General features: G+C 59.7%; 13 protein-coding genes. 7 read left to right on the top strand and 6 right to left on the bottom strand.

The window, feature by feature from the left end; all coding sequences use genetic code 11:
• Positions 1 to 1,281 (bottom strand): dicarboxylate/amino acid:cation symporter, encoded by a 1,281-nt coding sequence (locus tag L0U80_RS01310; RefSeq protein WP_233862042.1) that lies wholly within the window; start codon positions 1,279 to 1,281, stop codon positions 1 to 3.
• 462 nt (positions 1,282 to 1,743) lie between these two features.
• Here L0U80_RS01310 and L0U80_RS01305 point away from each other — a divergent pair, with 462 nt between their 5' ends.
• On the top strand, positions 1,744 to 2,349 hold the full coding sequence (locus tag L0U80_RS01305) for a hypothetical protein (protein WP_233862040.1): 606 nt from the start codon (positions 1,744 to 1,746) through the stop codon (positions 2,347 to 2,349).
• Between the two features lie 79 nt (positions 2,350 to 2,428).
• Here L0U80_RS01305 and L0U80_RS01300 read toward each other — a convergent pair whose 3' ends face one another.
• The 3 genes from L0U80_RS01300 to tauA are packed head-to-tail and all read right to left on the bottom strand — an operon-like array spanning position 2,429 to position 5,224.
• Positions 2,429 to 3,316 (bottom strand): ABC transporter permease subunit, encoded by an 888-nt coding sequence (locus tag L0U80_RS01300; RefSeq protein ID WP_233862038.1) that lies wholly within the window; start codon positions 3,314 to 3,316, stop codon positions 2,429 to 2,431.
• A gap of 10 nt (positions 3,317 to 3,326) precedes the next feature.
• Entirely contained in the window at positions 3,327 to 4,127 is an 801-nt protein-coding gene (locus L0U80_RS01295) for a taurine ABC transporter ATP-binding protein (protein ID WP_233862036.1), read from the bottom strand.
• A 38-nt stretch (positions 4,128 to 4,165) separates the two neighbouring features.
• Complete coding sequence (gene tauA / locus L0U80_RS01290) at positions 4,166 to 5,224, bottom strand: taurine ABC transporter substrate-binding protein (RefSeq protein WP_233862034.1); 1,059 nt, start codon at positions 5,222 to 5,224, stop codon at positions 4,166 to 4,168.
• A gap of 468 nt (positions 5,225 to 5,692) precedes the next feature.
• Here tauA and L0U80_RS01285 point away from each other — a divergent pair, with 468 nt between their 5' ends.
• The 5 genes from L0U80_RS01285 to L0U80_RS01265 all read left to right on the top strand — a co-directional run bounded on the left by L0U80_RS01285 (position 5,693) and on the right by L0U80_RS01265 (position 10,537).
• A complete protein-coding gene (locus L0U80_RS01285; protein WP_233862032.1) occupies positions 5,693 to 5,944 on the top strand; it encodes a type II toxin-antitoxin system Phd/YefM family antitoxin in 252 nt (83 codons plus the stop codon).
• A gap of 136 nt (positions 5,945 to 6,080) precedes the next feature.
• Positions 6,081 to 6,740, top strand: a complete 660-nt coding sequence (locus L0U80_RS01280) for a TnsA endonuclease N-terminal domain-containing protein (RefSeq protein WP_233862030.1) — start codon at positions 6,081 to 6,083, stop codon at positions 6,738 to 6,740.
• Complete coding sequence (locus L0U80_RS01275; protein ID WP_233862028.1) at positions 6,737 to 8,611, top strand: TnsB C-terminal domain-containing protein; 1,875 nt, start codon at positions 6,737 to 6,739, stop codon at positions 8,609 to 8,611. The genes L0U80_RS01280 and L0U80_RS01275 overlap by 4 nt, the downstream gene beginning before the upstream one ends.
• Entirely contained in the window at positions 8,608 to 9,501 is an 894-nt protein-coding gene (locus L0U80_RS01270) for a TniB family NTP-binding protein (RefSeq protein ID WP_233862026.1), read from the top strand. Before L0U80_RS01275 ends, L0U80_RS01270 begins: the two co-directional genes overlap by 4 nt.
• A gap of 1 nt (position 9,502) precedes the next feature.
• Positions 9,503 to 10,537 carry a TniQ family protein gene (locus L0U80_RS01265; protein ID WP_233862024.1) on the top strand — a complete coding sequence of 345 codons (1,035 nt, stop codon included), beginning with the start codon at positions 9,503 to 9,505 and terminating at the stop codon, positions 10,535 to 10,537.
• A gap of 108 nt (positions 10,538 to 10,645) precedes the next feature.
• Here L0U80_RS01265 and L0U80_RS01260 read toward each other — a convergent pair whose 3' ends face one another.
• Both L0U80_RS01260 and L0U80_RS01255 read right to left on the bottom strand, forming a co-directional pair.
• Positions 10,646 to 11,509 carry a DNA adenine methylase gene (locus L0U80_RS01260; protein ID WP_233862022.1) on the bottom strand — a complete coding sequence of 288 codons (864 nt, stop codon included), beginning with the start codon at positions 11,507 to 11,509 and terminating at the stop codon, positions 10,646 to 10,648.
• A gap of 60 nt (positions 11,510 to 11,569) precedes the next feature.
• Positions 11,570 to 12,907, bottom strand: coding sequence for a ParB/RepB/Spo0J family partition protein (locus L0U80_RS01255; RefSeq protein ID WP_233862020.1), 1,338 nt, complete (start codon positions 12,905 to 12,907; stop codon positions 11,570 to 11,572).
• 437 nt (positions 12,908 to 13,344) lie between these two features.
• Between L0U80_RS01255 and L0U80_RS01250 the strand changes: the two genes are divergently transcribed.
• A complete protein-coding gene (locus L0U80_RS01250; protein WP_233862019.1) occupies positions 13,345 to 15,435 on the top strand; it encodes an ATP-binding protein in 2,091 nt (696 codons plus the stop codon).

The raw sequence follows: 15,435 nt of genomic DNA, 5'->3' as shown, positions 1-15,435 counted from the left end.
TCAGGCCTCCACGCCTTCCTTCACTTCGACTTCACCCGAGAGCACACGGCGCAGCTTCGAGCGGTCGAGTTCCTTCTCCCACGCCGAGACGACAACCGTCGCCACGCCGTTGCCGACGATGTTGGTCAGCGCACGGCACTCGCTCATGAAGCGGTCGATACCGAGGATCAGCACCATGCCCGAAAGCGGGATCGTCGGCACCACGGCGAGCGTCGCCGCGAGCGTGATGAAACCTGCGCCGGTCACGCCGCTTGCGCCCTTCGAGGTGAGCATCGTCACCGCGAGCAGCGTGAGCTGCTGTGTGAGCGTGAGGTCGGTGTTGGTGGCCTGGGCGATGAACAGCACGGCCATCGTCATGTAGATGTTGGTGCCGTCGAGGTTGAACGAATAGCCGGTCGGCACGACGAGGCCCACCACCGAGCGCGAGCAGCCGAGACGCTCGAGCTTCTCCATGAGCTGCGGCAGCGCCGATTCCGACGAGCTCGTGCCGAGCACGATCAGCAGCTCTTCCTTGATGTACGCGACGAAGCGCACGATCGAGAAGCCGACGAAACGCGCAATCGCGCCGAGCACCACGAGCACGAACACGATGGACGTGAGGTAGAACGTGCCGATCAGCTTCATCATCGGGATCAGCGAACCAACGCCGTACTTGCCGATGGTGAACGCCATCGCGCCGAAGGCGCCGATCGGCGCGAGCTTTGTGATGATCTTGACGATGCCGAACAGCACGCTCGAAATGCTTTCGATGAAGTTCGTCACCACGCGGCCGCGCTCACCGATCTGCGCGAGCACCGCGCCGAACAGGATTGCGATAAGCAGGATCTGCAGGATTTCACCTTGCCCGAACGCCGAGAACATCGTGTCGGGGATGATGTGCATCAGGAAGTCGACCGTGCTCTGGCCATGCGCCTTTTCGGCGAACGAGGCGACGGCCTTGGCGTCGAGCGTTGCCACGTCGACGTTGAAGCCCGCGCCCGGCTTGAGCAGATGGGTAGCCAGCAGGCCGAGCACCAGCGCGAAGGTCGAGACGATCTCGAAGTACAGCAGCGCCTTGCCGCCCACGCGGCCCACCTTCTTCATATCCTCCATGCCAGCGATGCCGGTCACGACGGTGCAGAAGATGATCGGCCCGATCACCATCTTGATGAGCTTGATGAAGGCTTCGCCGAGCGGCTTCATGTCGATGGCGAGCGACGGCGAGTAGTGGCCGAGGATGATGCCCACGACGATCGCGACGATCACCTGGACGTAGAGCACTTTGTGGAAGGGTTTTTTCACGGTTTTTCCTGCATGCGTAAGTGAGCCAGTGGCCGGGCGCGAGCGAGCGGGCCGGATGGTCTATCCGGACGGCGTTCGCGCGACGCGGGCCGCGACAGAACGGGGAATCAGCAGAACCGGGTGGGGGTAACGGACATAGGCTGTCTCCTTGCTGTAGTTGTCGGGCCTTGGCGGCCGTGCGCATGCTTTTGCAAGGTTGATGCCAGCTGAATGGAGCGCTGAGACCGTTGATTTTTAACGAGTTTTTGTTCCAGCAAACCGGTGGAAATCCGGATTTCCGGAAAGCTGGACGTAAGGTGTATGGCTTTCCGGAATCCGCGCCGCTCACTGACGAGGGGAAACGGCGGCGCGGGACGCCCGGATTCCAGCTCACGCAATGCGCAGGGAACTACAGTTACAGAACACAGCGACTGCTGCGATTCACGATGGCGTGCATGACGGCAGCCGGGCGGGCATCACCCCTTGGGCGCGTTCGCGGTCCGACGCGAAAATCGAACCAGACTTGTCAGCGAGGCGTTGCACACCATGGCCAGCCTTCCCGAAGCTGAAATCATCGAGATACGCGTCGACCAGGTCACGCAACTCTTCGAAACTCACGATCCGTATCCGTTCAGGGAACGCAGCCTCGATCCGGCTGCGGAAGCCTACATCGTCGGCCATATAGAAAGTCTGCGCTCCAGGCGGCCGCTCCACGTTGTGGTTCATCTGCCGCGGCGGGAATCCACGTCTCAGGTGACAACGCATCTGGAGGACGCGATCACGGGTCACTTCAGAGAACGCGCCGACGCCACACAACGCTCGCTGCGCGCGTTGTTCCGGGATGGCCGGCGCTCGCTCGTGATCGGACTTACGGTGCTGACCTTGTGTCACCTGGGAGGCAGACTGGCGGAGAATCTTCCAGACGAGCGGTTTTCCATGCTGGTCGCCGAGGGATTGATCATCTTCGGCTGGGTTGCCAACTGGCGACCGATGGAAATTTTCCTCTACGACTGGTGGCCGATTGCGAGACGCCGCAATTTATATCGCCGCCTGGCCGCAGCCAGCGTGTCGGTGACGGTCGCTGACTAGGCGCGTTGTTTGTTCGGTGATCCGGGATGAGCGGACCGCGCGACGCCGTTGCGCGACGGCCAGCCCCGAACGCGCCCGCTTAGGCTCTCCCCTTCCACGGCACGAGCCGCCGCTCCAGCGCGCGCATGCCAAGATCGAATCCCCATGCGATGAGGCCGATCAGCACGATGCCCATCACAACGACATCGGTGCGCAGAAAACTCGACGCATTGAGCACCATCTGACCGAGTCCCGCGGTCGCGGCGACCATCTCGGCGGCGACGAGCGTCGTCCAGCCAAAACCAATCGCGATGCGTAAGCCAGTGAGGATCTCGGGCAGCGCGGCAGGCAGCACGACGAAGCGCACGATCTGCCAGAAGCTGCCGCCGAGCGAACTCGCCGCGCGGATCTGCTCGACGGTGGCGCTTCTCGCGCCCGCGCGCGCGGCCATAGCGATCGGCGCGAAACAGGCGAGAAAGATGACGACGATCTTCGCCGTTTCGTCGATGCCGAACCAGATCACGACGAGCGGCAGATATGCGAGCGGCGGCAGCGGACGGTAGAACTCCAGCGGCGGATCGAGCAGCCCGCGCGCGACGCGCGAGACGCCCATCAGGATGCCGACGGGAATCGCCGTCGCCGCCGCGAGTGCCAACGCGCCGAACACGCGCAGCGCGCTCCACGCGAGATGCTCGGAGAGCGGCAAACCGCCCTGGATGCGGCCTTGCCAAGCATCGGCGAAAGCCTGCCAGACGGCTTCCGGCGTCGGCAGGAAGAGTGGCGGCAGCCAGTGCAGATGTGTGGCGAGCCACCAGAGCAGCGCGAGCACGGCGACGGACGCTGCGGAAAGCGCCGCAGTCGGGCCTTCGCCGGGCATGCGCCAGACCTTCGCAGGCGTTGCGGCGCGCGTGTTCCGCGCATCCTGTTGCGCATTACCGGCCCGCGCCGTTAATGCAGAGTCGAGTATCGATTCTTGAGGCACGTCCATGCGCTCCCCCTTACGACATAGCCAGCGCGAGCGAACGCGCATGCAGCAGTCGGATCAGTCGCTCGCGCCACTCGATGAATTCCGCCGACGACTTCACCGCGCGCGCATCGCGCGTCTCGAGATAGCGCTGCGCGAACGGCAGCGTGTATTCGTGTTCGATGCGGCCCGGCCCCGGCGTCATCACGACGAGGCGCGTCGCGAGAAAGAGCGCTTCCTCGACGTCGTGAGTAATGAAAAACACCGTCTTTCGCGTGCGGCCCCAGACGTCTAGCACGAGTTCCTGAATCGACTCGCGCGTCATCGCATCGAGTGCGCCCATCGGCTCGTCCATCAGGAGCATCTGCGGGTCGCTCGCGAGCGCGCGCGCGAGGCCCACGCGCTGCTGCATGCCACCCGATAGCGCATAGACGCGCGAGCGGGCGTGCGCCGTGAGGCCCACGAGCGCGAGCTGCTCGCGAGCGACGCGTTCGCGCTCGGCTTTCTGCACACGCTGAAAGCGCAGCCCGAGCGCGACGTTGTCGAGCACGTCGAGCCACGGCATCAGCGCGTGCTTCTGGAACACGACGCCACGATCGGCGCCCGGTTCCGTCACGCGCGTACCGTTCACTCGCACTTCGCCCTGCGTAGGCGGGATGAAGCCCGCGATGCAGTTGAGCAGCGTGGTCTTGCCGCAACCCGACGCGCCGAGCGCAACGACGAACTCGCCGCTCTCGACAGCGAGATCGACGTTCGCGAGGGCAACGGTCGGCGGTGCGCCGCGCGTCGCGCCTTCGAATACGACACTCAGATCGCGGATTTCAAGCGTGCTCATTTAGCATCCCTGTGCGAAGGCAATCGGCCTGATCGACCTCAGTGCGCTGCGGCGCGCTGCACGAACTGCGGATCGACGCCGACCGAATAGTCGGTCAGCACGTTCTGGATCGTGCCCTGCGCCTTGAGGAACGTCGCGGTCGCGAGGAGCGACTGAGCCGCGCCCGACTGCGCGCCGCCACCGAGCCAGGTCTTCGATGCCTGCTCGGCGGGAGTCGGGAAAGCGTAGAGCGCGAGACTTGCTGGCACGTCCTGCGCATTCGCTCCGGATTCCTTCGCAACAGCCTCCACCTTGGGCGATGCAGCGTTCCACGCAGCACGATTCGCGCTGTAATCGGCATCGGTTGCAGCGAGCACCTTCACGAACTTCGCGACGAAATCGGCATTGTCTTTCGCGAAACGGCGATCGACGACAAAGCCGTCGAAAGTCGCCTTGCCCGTCGCCTTCGCCACCTGGCCCGAGGTAATCAGCACGCGGCCGTTCTGCTTCACCTTCGCGAGCACGAGGTCCCAGATGTAAGTGGCGTCGATGTCGCCGCGCTGCCACGCCGCCGCGACTTCGGGCGGACGCAGATTCACGATCTTCACATCCGAGGGATTGACGCCCGCCTGTTCGAGCGCGACGAGCGTATGGAAATGCGACGTCGACACATACGGCACGCCAATCGTCTTGCCCTTGAGCGCGGCCACACTCGTAACACCGGAGCCGTCGCGGGCGACGAGCGCTTCGGCATCGTTGATGTTGTCGAGCACCCAGAAGAGCGAGATATCGACGCCCTGCGAAAGCCCCGCTGCGATCGGGCTCGACCCCGCTTCGCCGAGTTGCACCGAGCCCGATGCGAGCGCGCGGATCACGTCGGCACCGCTCGCGAGTTTGCGGTAGGTGACCTTGTAGCCCGTGGCCTTTTCGACGGCACCCGTCGCCTGCGCATAGCGCCACGGCACCACCATGTCCTGGTAGGCGATCACGACTTCACGCTGCGCGCCGGTATCGGCGTGTGCGGCGCTGGCGCCGAACGTGGCAGCAAGCACGGCGGGCACGGCGACCGTCGCAGTGAATAAGCGCACCAGGCGCGACGAAGAAAAGGCGTGTTTCATCTGGGCAGACTCCGCAAGCAAGGATGTTCGAAAGAAGGCAGAACCCGACTATAGGGAGTCTGACGGCGACCGGTTCCAACTTATTCGCGTAAGCATTTCACGCTGTTTGAGCATTGCTTTTCGCGCTTTTGCCGCAAAAACGGGCGTGCATGATGGGTACAGTGCGGATCGTCTATCGTGCACTGCAATCGCGCCGCGCATAGTCGCAAAAAAGCCCGCGTTTAGCGGGCTTTTCGGAGCATGGACCGCCGTGACGGACCCGATGCTTTCGGCACGGCTTTCACCGCCCCTTTCAATCTGACGACGAATCGGGCTGTAAATCAGACCACTGTGAATTCCAACGCTAAATGCGACTATACAACGATATCGGCGACTGGAGACGACGGTCCTACCGGCTCGACCACGGTAGTAACGTGCCTACATTTATCGCGCGCGTAACGTTAAGAAATCATTTGCGAGGAAAAGACGATGGCGATTACAACCCTATCCAGCAGGGAATTCAACCAGGACGTGTCCAAGGCGAAGAGGGCCACGAAGGACGGCCCGGTATTCATCACTGATCGCGGCAAGCCTACCCACGTCCTGCTAAGCGTCGAAGAATATCGGAAGATTACACATCAGCGCCGCAACATCGCGGATGCCCTGGCTATGCCCGAAGGAGCCGCTATCGATTTTGAGCCCCCGCGCGCGAATATCGCGACCCGGCCGGCTGACTTTTGATGGACATTGGCTCTCGGTATCAATGTCTCAAGCGTCGGCTTCGTCGAATTTTCGAAGGCTGGCGCGACTGCGCGCGTCGCCTCAATAGCTCCCACGGAGCCATGGGACATTTCGCGTAGCAAACGCAGAGGAAAGGATGCCTGTCCGTAAAATACCCAAGAACTACCGCAATGTCACCGGTGTTGCCGCACATCGCAAGGCAGAGGGCGCAGCCTCTTTCGAATCCACGCTGGAGCGGGACTTCATCGCCTTACTCGAGTTCGACCCCGCCGTGGAGCGCTTCGAGGTGCAACCGATTACGCTTGACTGGTCCGACGACCAAGGTCGCGCCAGGAGCTATACGCCGGACGCAATCGCGACGTTTAAGCTGCACGGCCAGCCACGCCGCACTGTGTTGTACGAAGTGAAGTACCGAAGCGACCTGCATGCCAACTGGCCCGACCTGCGCCAGAAATTCAAGGCCTCGATCAGGTACGCGCGGCAGCAAGGTTGGCGTTTCAAGATCGTGACCGAAGTCGAGATTCGCACACCGTACCTCGATAACGCGACCTTCTTACTGCCGTTCATGCGGCGAGGGCCATCGGAAGAAGCACACATGGCGTTGCTCACTGACCGACTGGCCGAGATGATGCATCGAACCACGCCAGCCGACCTACTGGCGGCCTGCTACCAGGACGAATGGCACCGAGCGGCCTTGATCCCGACCCTATGGTACCTGGTCGGGACGCGTCAAATCGGCACCGACCTAGACGAGAAGCTGACCATGGCGTCACCGATCTGGAGTCTTCCCGTATGAACACCCTGACCCAGATGGCCTTCATCCCAGGAACCGAGGTGCTGTTTCTCGGCCGTCCCCACCGCATTGCGCAGGCTGTGGACTTCGACGAGGTACTGCTGCGCGACCTCGAAACCAAGCAATTGGTGCGCGCGAAGCTCGCCGAGCTCCAAGCCGCTCAGCCCATACCCGCGATACCCCGACCGGACTTGCTGTCGGTAGCGGAATCCGACTGGTCGGAGGCCGAACGCCGCCAAGCGATCATCCTGCCGCTGCTCGGCCAGCGCCAGCGCAAGCGCGAAGACGTCGAGGCGCGCGCTGCGGAATTCGGGCTGCACGCGAGCACCCTGTACAAATGGCTGAAGGCGTATGAGTCCTTGGGTCTCGTGACCGCCCTGCTTCCCAAGCAGCAGCGCAAGGACAAAGGCGCGACCAAACTCCAGGCCGAGATCGAGGCGATCATCGAAGACGTCATCAAGAGCGAATTCCTGACGACGCAGAAGAAATCCAAACAATGGGTCTGCAACGAGGTCCGACGTCGATGCTGTGCGGCCGGCATCGCACCACCGCACGCGAACACCGTACGCAACCGCGTGAAGACCTTGCCCGCCGAGCTGACCGTGACCAAGCGCCAAGGTCGCAAGGCGGCCGAGCAGGCGTATTCGCCCGTCGAGGGCAGCTTCCCAGGTGCCAACGCACCGCTCGCCGTCGTGCAAATCGATCACACCAAGCTCGACATCGTCCTCGTCGACGACGTGCATCGGCGCCCGATCGGGCGGCCATGGATCACCTTGGCCATCGACGTGTACAGCCGCATGGTGGCGGGATTCTACGTCTCCTTCGACCCGCCCGGTGCGTTGGCCACTGGTCTCTGCCTCGCCCACACGATCCTGCCTAAGGACCAGTGGCTGGCCAAACGCGGTATCGACGGAAGCTGGCCGTGCTACGGGTTGCCGCGGAAACTGCATATGGACAACGCCCGCGAGTTCCGCGGCCGGATGCTGGAACGCGCTTGCCGGCAATACGGCGTCGACATCGAGTGGCGGCCGGTCGCCAGGCCGCATTTCGGTGCGCACGTTGAACGGCTGCTCGGGACGCTGTCGACCGAGATCAAGACACTTCCGGGCACCACGTTTTCCAACGTGAAGGAGCGCGGCGACTACGACTCGGTGGCTAAAGCGACACTCACGCTGTCAGAGTTCGAGGAGTGGCTGACCACCTACGTCGTCAAGGTGTACCACCTGCGCATGCACTCCGGCATAGGAATGCCACCGATGGCGATGTATCGCAAGGGCATTTTCGGCGACGAGCGCCAGCCAGGCGTCGGCCTGCCGGTGCGCATCCAGGACGAGGACCGGCTTCGGCTCGACCTGATGCCGTTCGAGGAACGGACAGTCCAGGACTACGGCGTCGTGATCGACGATATCCACTACTACAGCGACGTGCTGCGCCGCTGGATCAACGCGCCGGACCCGCAGAAGCCGAAGTACAAGCGCAAACTCATGTTCCGTCGTGACCCGCGCGACATCAGCGCGATCTGGTTCTACGACCCGGAACTAGGACAATATTTCACGATACCGTACCGGGATACATCGCATCCGCCGATCAGCGTGTGGGAACTGCGCGAAGCGAAGAAGGTACTTGAAGATCAGGGTCGGCAGCACGTCGACGAGCGCTCCATCTTCGATGCCTACGAGCGCATGCGCGAAATCGAGCGCGTGGCACAGGCGAAGACTACCTCGGCCCGCCGCGCCCAGCAACGGCGGAAGCTCGGGCTCGCCGCGCCGAAGCCGTGGGGTAGCGTCACGCCGACGATCACATTGGCAGCCGAAGTTCCGCCTGCGAAACCGGCGAGTATCCAGCCCTTCGACGAATTGGACGACATGGCATGAACGTCGATCACCTGACCGAGGCGACCTCCAGATTACTCGACCTCGACGACGCGGCGCGCATCGAGCGCATCCGCTCGCCGCGCTGGATCGGCTACCCTCGCGCCAAGGAGGTGCTGGCCAAGCTCGAGGACCTGCTGATTTACCCGAAGTCACACCGTATGCCGAACCTGCTGATCGTCGGCGACACCAACAACGGCAAGACCATGCTGATCGAGCGCTTCTGCGCCCAGCATCCCGCCGACGACAATCCCGGCGGAGACGGTGTGATTATCCCGGTGTTGTCGATCCAGGCACCGCCGGTCCCGGACGAGGGGCGCTTCTACAACGCCATCCTCGAGTTGCTGTTTGCACCGTATAAGCCGAACGACCGAGTTGACAAGAAGCAGCTTCAGGTCGTCAAGCTGCTGCGCTACGTCGGCCTCAAGATACTGATCATCGACGAGATCCACCACGTTCTCGCCGGCAACCTGAACCGGCAGCGCGCGTTCCTAAACGTACTTAAGTTCCTCGGCAACGAACTGCAGGTCCCCATCGTCGCGGTCGGTACGCGCGACGCCTTCCGCGCGCTCCAGACGGACCCGCAGCTTGCCAACCGCTTCGAGCCGGATCTGCTGCCTCGGTGGGAAATCAACAACGAGTTCCTGCGCCTTCTTGCCAGCTTCGAGCGCATGCTTCCGCTTCGCGAGGCCTCTGACCTGCACAGCGAAGCATTGGCTAGTCGGTTGTTCTCGATGAGCGAAGGCTACATCGGCGAGCTGTCTCGCGTGCTGACGAAGGCGGCTACCTACGCCGTCGAATCGGCTGCCGAGCGTATCGACAGCAAGGTGCTCGACCGGATCGACTGGGTCTCGCCCTCCGATCGCAAGCGCCAGATCGATCGAGCCACGTGAAATGAACGAGGATCGGCTTTGGCCAGCCCATCCGCACCCGTACCGCGGCGAGCTGTTGTCGTCGTGGCTGGTGCGCGTGGCCCATGCCAATGGGCTGAAGGTGCAGACGTTCTGCAGGCTCGCGTTCGGGAACGATAGACAAGTCTGGAACCGTGACATCGACCGGCTTGCTCCTGCGTCGCTGGTCGAGACCATGAGCGCGCGAACCGGCACGCCGCTCAGCCGCGCCTGGAGGACCACCTTGATGATCTACCGTGGCAAGCTGTTCAAGGATTGGAAGGCATCCGGCCAGTTGCAATGGGTGCTGTCCTTGAAGATGTTCCACCGCAAGCGGCTTGGTTACGGCCTGCAGTTCTGTCCGCGCTGCTTGGCTGAAGACGCCGAACCCTACTTCCGCCTGGCCTGGCGGGTCGCGTTCTACACCTACTGCCCGAAGCACGATTGCATGCTGTTGGACCGATGCCCGCAGTGCGGACAGGGGGTCGCCTACCACCGCATCGAATTGGGCCGCCCGGACGTCACGAGTACCGAGCCGCTCTGCCGTTGCTGGGCGTGTGGCTACGACTATCGCGAGTCGGGCACCACAATAGCCGACAAGTGGAACGAGCGGACATTCGAGTGTTGGACAAAGGCGTTACGCATTACCGACTGTGACGCACCGTCCTCGGCGCATTTCGACTATGGCAAGTTGGCGGTGTTGCATCAGATGGTCAAACTGCTAACGAGCGACGAGAAGAACCGAAGATTGGCACGATACGTCGCGTCAAAAACCGGGCAGGCGGTCCCAAATGCAGCGGCGAACCGGGTACCAATCGAGGGTTGTGGACTCGCCGAGCGGCACCATGTGGTTGGGCTGGCGTGGTGGTTGATCGACAGGTGGCCGAGCCGCCTGAAAGCCGCATGGCGACGCCGTGCGCTACGATACAACTGGCTGCTGCGGGATTTCAATCACGCCCCGAATTGGTACCGGGTTTTTGCCAATTCGCTGTCTTGCCACCTTACCAGGCCTCAAGAGCGCGTTAGCCACGACACGTAAAAAGGGAGTTGGAGCGCATAGGGAGTCTCATCGAATCCCTCTGCCAGCGAAGACCACTGTCCTCGGACTGACCGGACTCCGTACCTCCGAATAGGAGGGCAGGCCGTTTCATGCCGCCTTCATTGATCCCTGTAACTCCGGGACTTGGAGTTGTGGCGAAAAGAAAATGGCCTCTCTACCGCGACATCGGGCCTGTGCGGTATAGCTCAGCGTGTATCGAAGCGACCGAAAGTCCGCGTACAACTCGTGAATTGCCGGATGGTCATCGTATGAGACCATCCAGCGCACATTGCCTGCCAACCCAGCGACCGAATCTGCAACTCGCTGATGATCGTCGTGCCGATAATGATGTTCGTACAGGTCGCCGCCCTTCTCGTAATACGGCGGGTCCAAGTATATGAACGAGTCGTCCCCCAGCGCAGGCGCAAGACGTTCAACAAATGCAACTGCGTCCATCCTCGTCAACGAGATGCGATTCCGGTGACGCGCAATCAGATTAATCCGTCGGATCAGATCTTCCTTGTTGAATCGGGCATCCAGCTTCCACTCCCCAGTCTGATTCAATCCACCGATGACCCCTGCGTTCAGGATTCCAGATCGGTTGCACCGGTTCAGAAAGAAAGTCGAGAAGCCAAGAGCCAAGACGTCCGCACGTGCTGCGTTCCGCTGGATCTCCTTTTGCCTATGCCAAGTCTTAATTGTCACCGGGCTGTTCTCAATGAGATCGCACAGCCTCGTTGTTTCATTTAGCACGCAGTGCCAAAATGCCCAAACCGATCTATCGATGTCGTTTATGTGAACGTGTCCTGCAAACTCGTGTATCACGAGTTCCATTGCGACACCCGCACCACCGGCATAGGGTTCAACATACGTACCGCCCACGATCCCGTTTTCACGGAATATCGCCTTGACGAACGCGCTGACCTTCCCCTTGCCACCGGGGTATCTGAGAGGGGTGAAGTAGGCGGACACGGAGTAGCGGAAATGTTTTGACAAGTGAATGTTAACAGGCCGCGACCGCGCTGGCCAGCATTACTTCATCGCCTTATAAATGGCGACAAGCAACGGCTCGACGTGTGTCCACATGGCGATTAGGGCAACGGCCGTAGGTTGTGCAGTCCGATCATGAACGAACGCGTGAAACGTTAGTGGATTGCTAACTGAGTCTTGGTGCGTGGTCATGCGCGCGAGGCGTGAACCCTTTGCGGTCAACGCTCCCTGCGATTCGAGGTGCGTGATCGCGCTACCGATCTTGTCATCGAGCTTCAGATCATAGCCCTTCCTCGTTGTGGGAAGACCGTTCGTCTCCAAGTACAAGTCCAGCGTCAATTCGACGAACGTTCGAAACAGGACGGCAGCGGCATTGGCTACAACGCCGAGCTTCAAATCTCGCTTGAGCTCCCAGTAAATTTTGTTCAGCCGGTGGTCGTTAATTTCGAGCTTCAGCTCTCGCGGAATAAGATACAAGCGATCCTTGCTGGACCGCTGAGTGCCAACCGTCACTTTCGATGCGCCATTGACATCCTCAGCCGCATTTTGTGGCTTTTTCAACGACCATTGCGGCACTTTTGCCGATAAATTTGGTAATTCCCGCTTTGGCAACTTGTCAACGTACGCGGCTCGATCAGACTTGCGCTTGATGTCCGTTACGGTAACTTTTCCGCTCGCAAGGTCGGTCAAAACTCGGCGGAGACCTTTTTCCATTTCAGTGCGACTCAAATCAGAGGTGACTTCTCCCCTTGAAACATGGATCCCCAACGCCGCCCGCACATAAGGATCTGCGAGTAGCCGCTGGAGATTTGTAATTGGGAATGACTTCGCAATGGCGTCATCTTTAGGCAATAGCCCAGCTCCAATCGCGAATTCGATAACCGCTAGCGTTGGATCCGATTGCCGATATCTTGCAGTCTGCAAGCCGTCCCATCCAACCACACCCGCGCCACCATTCTCACCCGTGTGTTTAAGGTCAACCCATATGTTGGCTTCATCCTTGCCATCAAACACTACAGATTCGATTCTCTCGATTTCTGAGTCATCAAAATCAACTGATGCACTTTTGCGAAGGGCTTTGCTGGCAGCGTCCGAGATGTCAATCGCGTCAACCATCTCCGGTTTCGAGAGCAGCTTTAATGCTGCTAAGCGCCGATTTCCCTCCAGCACCACAAATTTCCCCCGTTTCCCTGACGGCACAACAATAATTCGCTCAGTCGGATTCAGCCCGTTTTCAGCGATATGCCGCATCAACGTTGAAATTTTTCCGCTATCCGAACAAAGCAGCGCCAGCGCTTCCAACTGATTGTTGCAAGGCTCAAATCTCGGATTGTTTAGATCGAACTCAAGTTTTTCTAGCGGAACAGCATCGTATCGCATGGTCACCCCTAAACATGAAGGCCGACGTCGCGGGCGTATCGCCCCTTTTTCGTGTGCGGCGAATTTACGACTATCGACAGACACAATCAACAGATCAGGCGATTCCTATTTCGCACTTCACGCCCAAACTAGCAAGCAAGAACACTGCGTCGGCTGTACAAAAGTCTTATTTTAATTTAAATTCAATCACCTAGCTTCACCACAAAATTCTCATTCCGCATAAACATTTGCTCTCCGCCTGCGGAGACAGTGGTAGCCCGACTTGAGGGCTTGTAGCCATGCGGGTAAGCGCGCTTTGATCCCGTCCGCCCAAGCAAAGGAGGGGAGCGGTTCAGAACGTGGTCAATTGGCAAACTCGGTGGAAGTTAGTTTGCCAGAACGATTTGATTTACATCAACATATCAATTTCGAGCATACCCCCTATGGATGGCGTCGCCATGAACAACATCCTCAACCAAATCACTGCCAGCCATCCGCTTAGTCTGCTGATCGGTGACATCGATCGGTCTTTCGTTGGCTATGTCTACAACCTTCGCTACGACGAGGCGTATGTTCAAACCAACGACAGCTTTAAACATGCCGTCGACGGTTTGGCGCATAACTCCTTCCTGGTCGCGGCCGGCTTCGATCCGACGCGTTTTAACGAAGCTCCGCTTATTGATCAGGAGGTGGTACTGCTGCGCGTGCTTGAACCGGCTGCCCTGCCACAAGATGCTGACATGGTGCGCACTCGCATTGAGCACCACCAGCGCCGACGTGCCGAAGAAAGGCTTCCCGGCAACGGTAACGACGGCCTCGACCCGATGACCCGCAGCGAATTGCAATGGGGTGGGCTGCGCTGCCGAGTACTCGGCACGTTTTTCATGCAGGATGATTTACTGCGCCTTGGTAGCGATGTCGAGACGTTCATGAGCCTTCCGCGCATGCGGGCGTACAAGCCGCGTAGCGATGCTCTGGCGCGCATCGTGAACCACGTAAACCCGGAGGTTCGAGCTAAGGCGGCAGAGGAGGCCAAGAAGGCGGGTTTTCACAATGTCCCTCAACCTATTGACATCGGAACAGTTCGATACACCTCTACGAACCGGTTGCAACGCGCAAGCGGTGAGTATGTCCACGTCGAAATCCAGCCGGCGGACTTCCTCGCTCGGCGTACCGCCGTCCTTGGGATGACCCGTACTGGTAAATCAAACACCGTCAAAACGACGGTTTCGGCAGTAACGTTGGCGGCCATGAAATCTGGCATCAATGTTGGACAACTGATTTTCGATATCAACGGCGAATATGCGAACGCCAATCACCAAGACGACGGCAGCTCAATTGCTGATGTCTTCGGAGACCGCGTTGTGCGCTACCGCGCGCTCGATACGCCGGGATTCGAAGACTTGCGCACCAACTTCTATTCGGAGCCTGGGCAGGGATTGAATCTCATCCAGGCTCTGTTCAAGCAGGAATCCTCGCCGTTCACGGGACAGGACCTCGATGCCTTCATGTCGGCTACACTCGAAGAGCCCGATGCTTCAGAAAAGGGCGAGCATTTGCGCTGGGAACGTCATGTAGCTGTCTTCCAGTGCATTTTGTCGCGAGCTCGGTATCCCATTCCTTCTGGATTCAAGGTTGACGTACCCCGCTCCAAGAGCTTGATCGATCAAATGAACGCCTGGCAACAGCAACAGGGAAATCCCGATGTTGCAGTGCCGACGACGGACAAACTTCCGCCTGCACAAGCAGCTGCATGGTTCGAACAGATCCGCGCGATAAATTTGGCTGTTCGGGAAAACCAAGCAACGCAACGGCAAGCAACCATCGGATTATCGTCGTCTACGGCAGGAAACTCTTGGGTTGATCCGTTGCTCGAAGCCATGTTGAACATGTTGGCGCGGGAGACAAGCCGTAAGCAGTCGTTTGGTGGGTGGCGTGCGATACAGAAGTATCTGCCATATCATTCGTCGCGGCGCGTTCAGGATGTCACTGCGGAAATCGTGCGGCATCTCGATGCAGGCAAGATTGTGATTCTCGATTTGTCCGCTGGTCCAGTGGAAATCCGCAAAGTTTTATCGGAACGCATTGCAAAACAGATTTTCGAGCGTCAAATGGGCACACTAAACCGTGGTGAGATGCCGCAGAATATCGTGCTCTATGTTGAGGAGGCACACAACCTCGTCGGCAAAAAGATTGACCTAGACACAACGTGGCCACGTATTGCCAAGGAGGGGGCGAAAGCCAGAATAGCTTTCGTGTATGCCACGCAGGAGCCATCTTCGGTCCACCCCAACATTCTTGCTAACACAGAGAACTGGTTCGTCACGCACCTCAACAACGACGACGAACTGAAAACGTTAGGCAAATTCTACGATTTCGAGGATTTTCTGCCGTCTCTCAAGAGTGCCCAGGATGTCGGCTTCGCTCGCATCAAGACGCTGTCGGCTCCATTCGTGATCCCGACGCAGATCAACCGGTTCACTCCACAAGCAATTAAGGCGCACATCGAGCAAATTAAGGTTGGTCCGCAGGACAAGGCAGGTATCTAA

Origin of the sequence: Paraburkholderia adhaesiva (genome assembly GCF_021390575.1) — a bacterium.
Lineage (GTDB): Bacteria > Pseudomonadota > Gammaproteobacteria > Burkholderiales > Burkholderiaceae > Paraburkholderia > Paraburkholderia adhaesiva.
Note: the sequence above shows the minus strand (reverse complement) of the source record. Positions and strands in the feature narration are given on the sequence as shown.

Coding starts and splice junctions, on each gene's coding strand:
- L0U80_RS01300 (WP_233862038.1), bottom strand. CDS start 3,316: ATGGACGTGCCTCAAGAATCGATACTCGACTCTGCATTAACGGCGCGG.
- L0U80_RS01295 (WP_233862036.1), bottom strand. CDS start 4,127: ATGAGCACGCTTGAAATCCGCGATCTGAGTGTCGTATTCGAAGGCGCG.
- tauA (WP_233862034.1), bottom strand. CDS start 5,224: ATGAAACACGCCTTTTCTTCGTCGCGCCTGGTGCGCTTATTCACTGCG.
- L0U80_RS01285 (WP_233862032.1), top strand. CDS start 5,693: ATGGCGATTACAACCCTATCCAGCAGGGAATTCAACCAGGACGTGTCC.
- L0U80_RS01280 (WP_233862030.1), top strand. CDS start 6,081: ATGCCTGTCCGTAAAATACCCAAGAACTACCGCAATGTCACCGGTGTT.
- L0U80_RS01275 (WP_233862028.1), top strand. CDS start 6,737: ATGAACACCCTGACCCAGATGGCCTTCATCCCAGGAACCGAGGTGCTG.
- L0U80_RS01270 (WP_233862026.1), top strand. CDS start 8,608: ATGAACGTCGATCACCTGACCGAGGCGACCTCCAGATTACTCGACCTC.
- L0U80_RS01265 (WP_233862024.1), top strand. CDS start 9,503: ATGAACGAGGATCGGCTTTGGCCAGCCCATCCGCACCCGTACCGCGGC.
- L0U80_RS01255 (WP_233862020.1), bottom strand. CDS start 12,907: ATGCGATACGATGCTGTTCCGCTAGAAAAACTTGAGTTCGATCTAAAC.
- L0U80_RS01250 (WP_233862019.1), top strand. CDS start 13,345: ATGAACAACATCCTCAACCAAATCACTGCCAGCCATCCGCTTAGTCTG.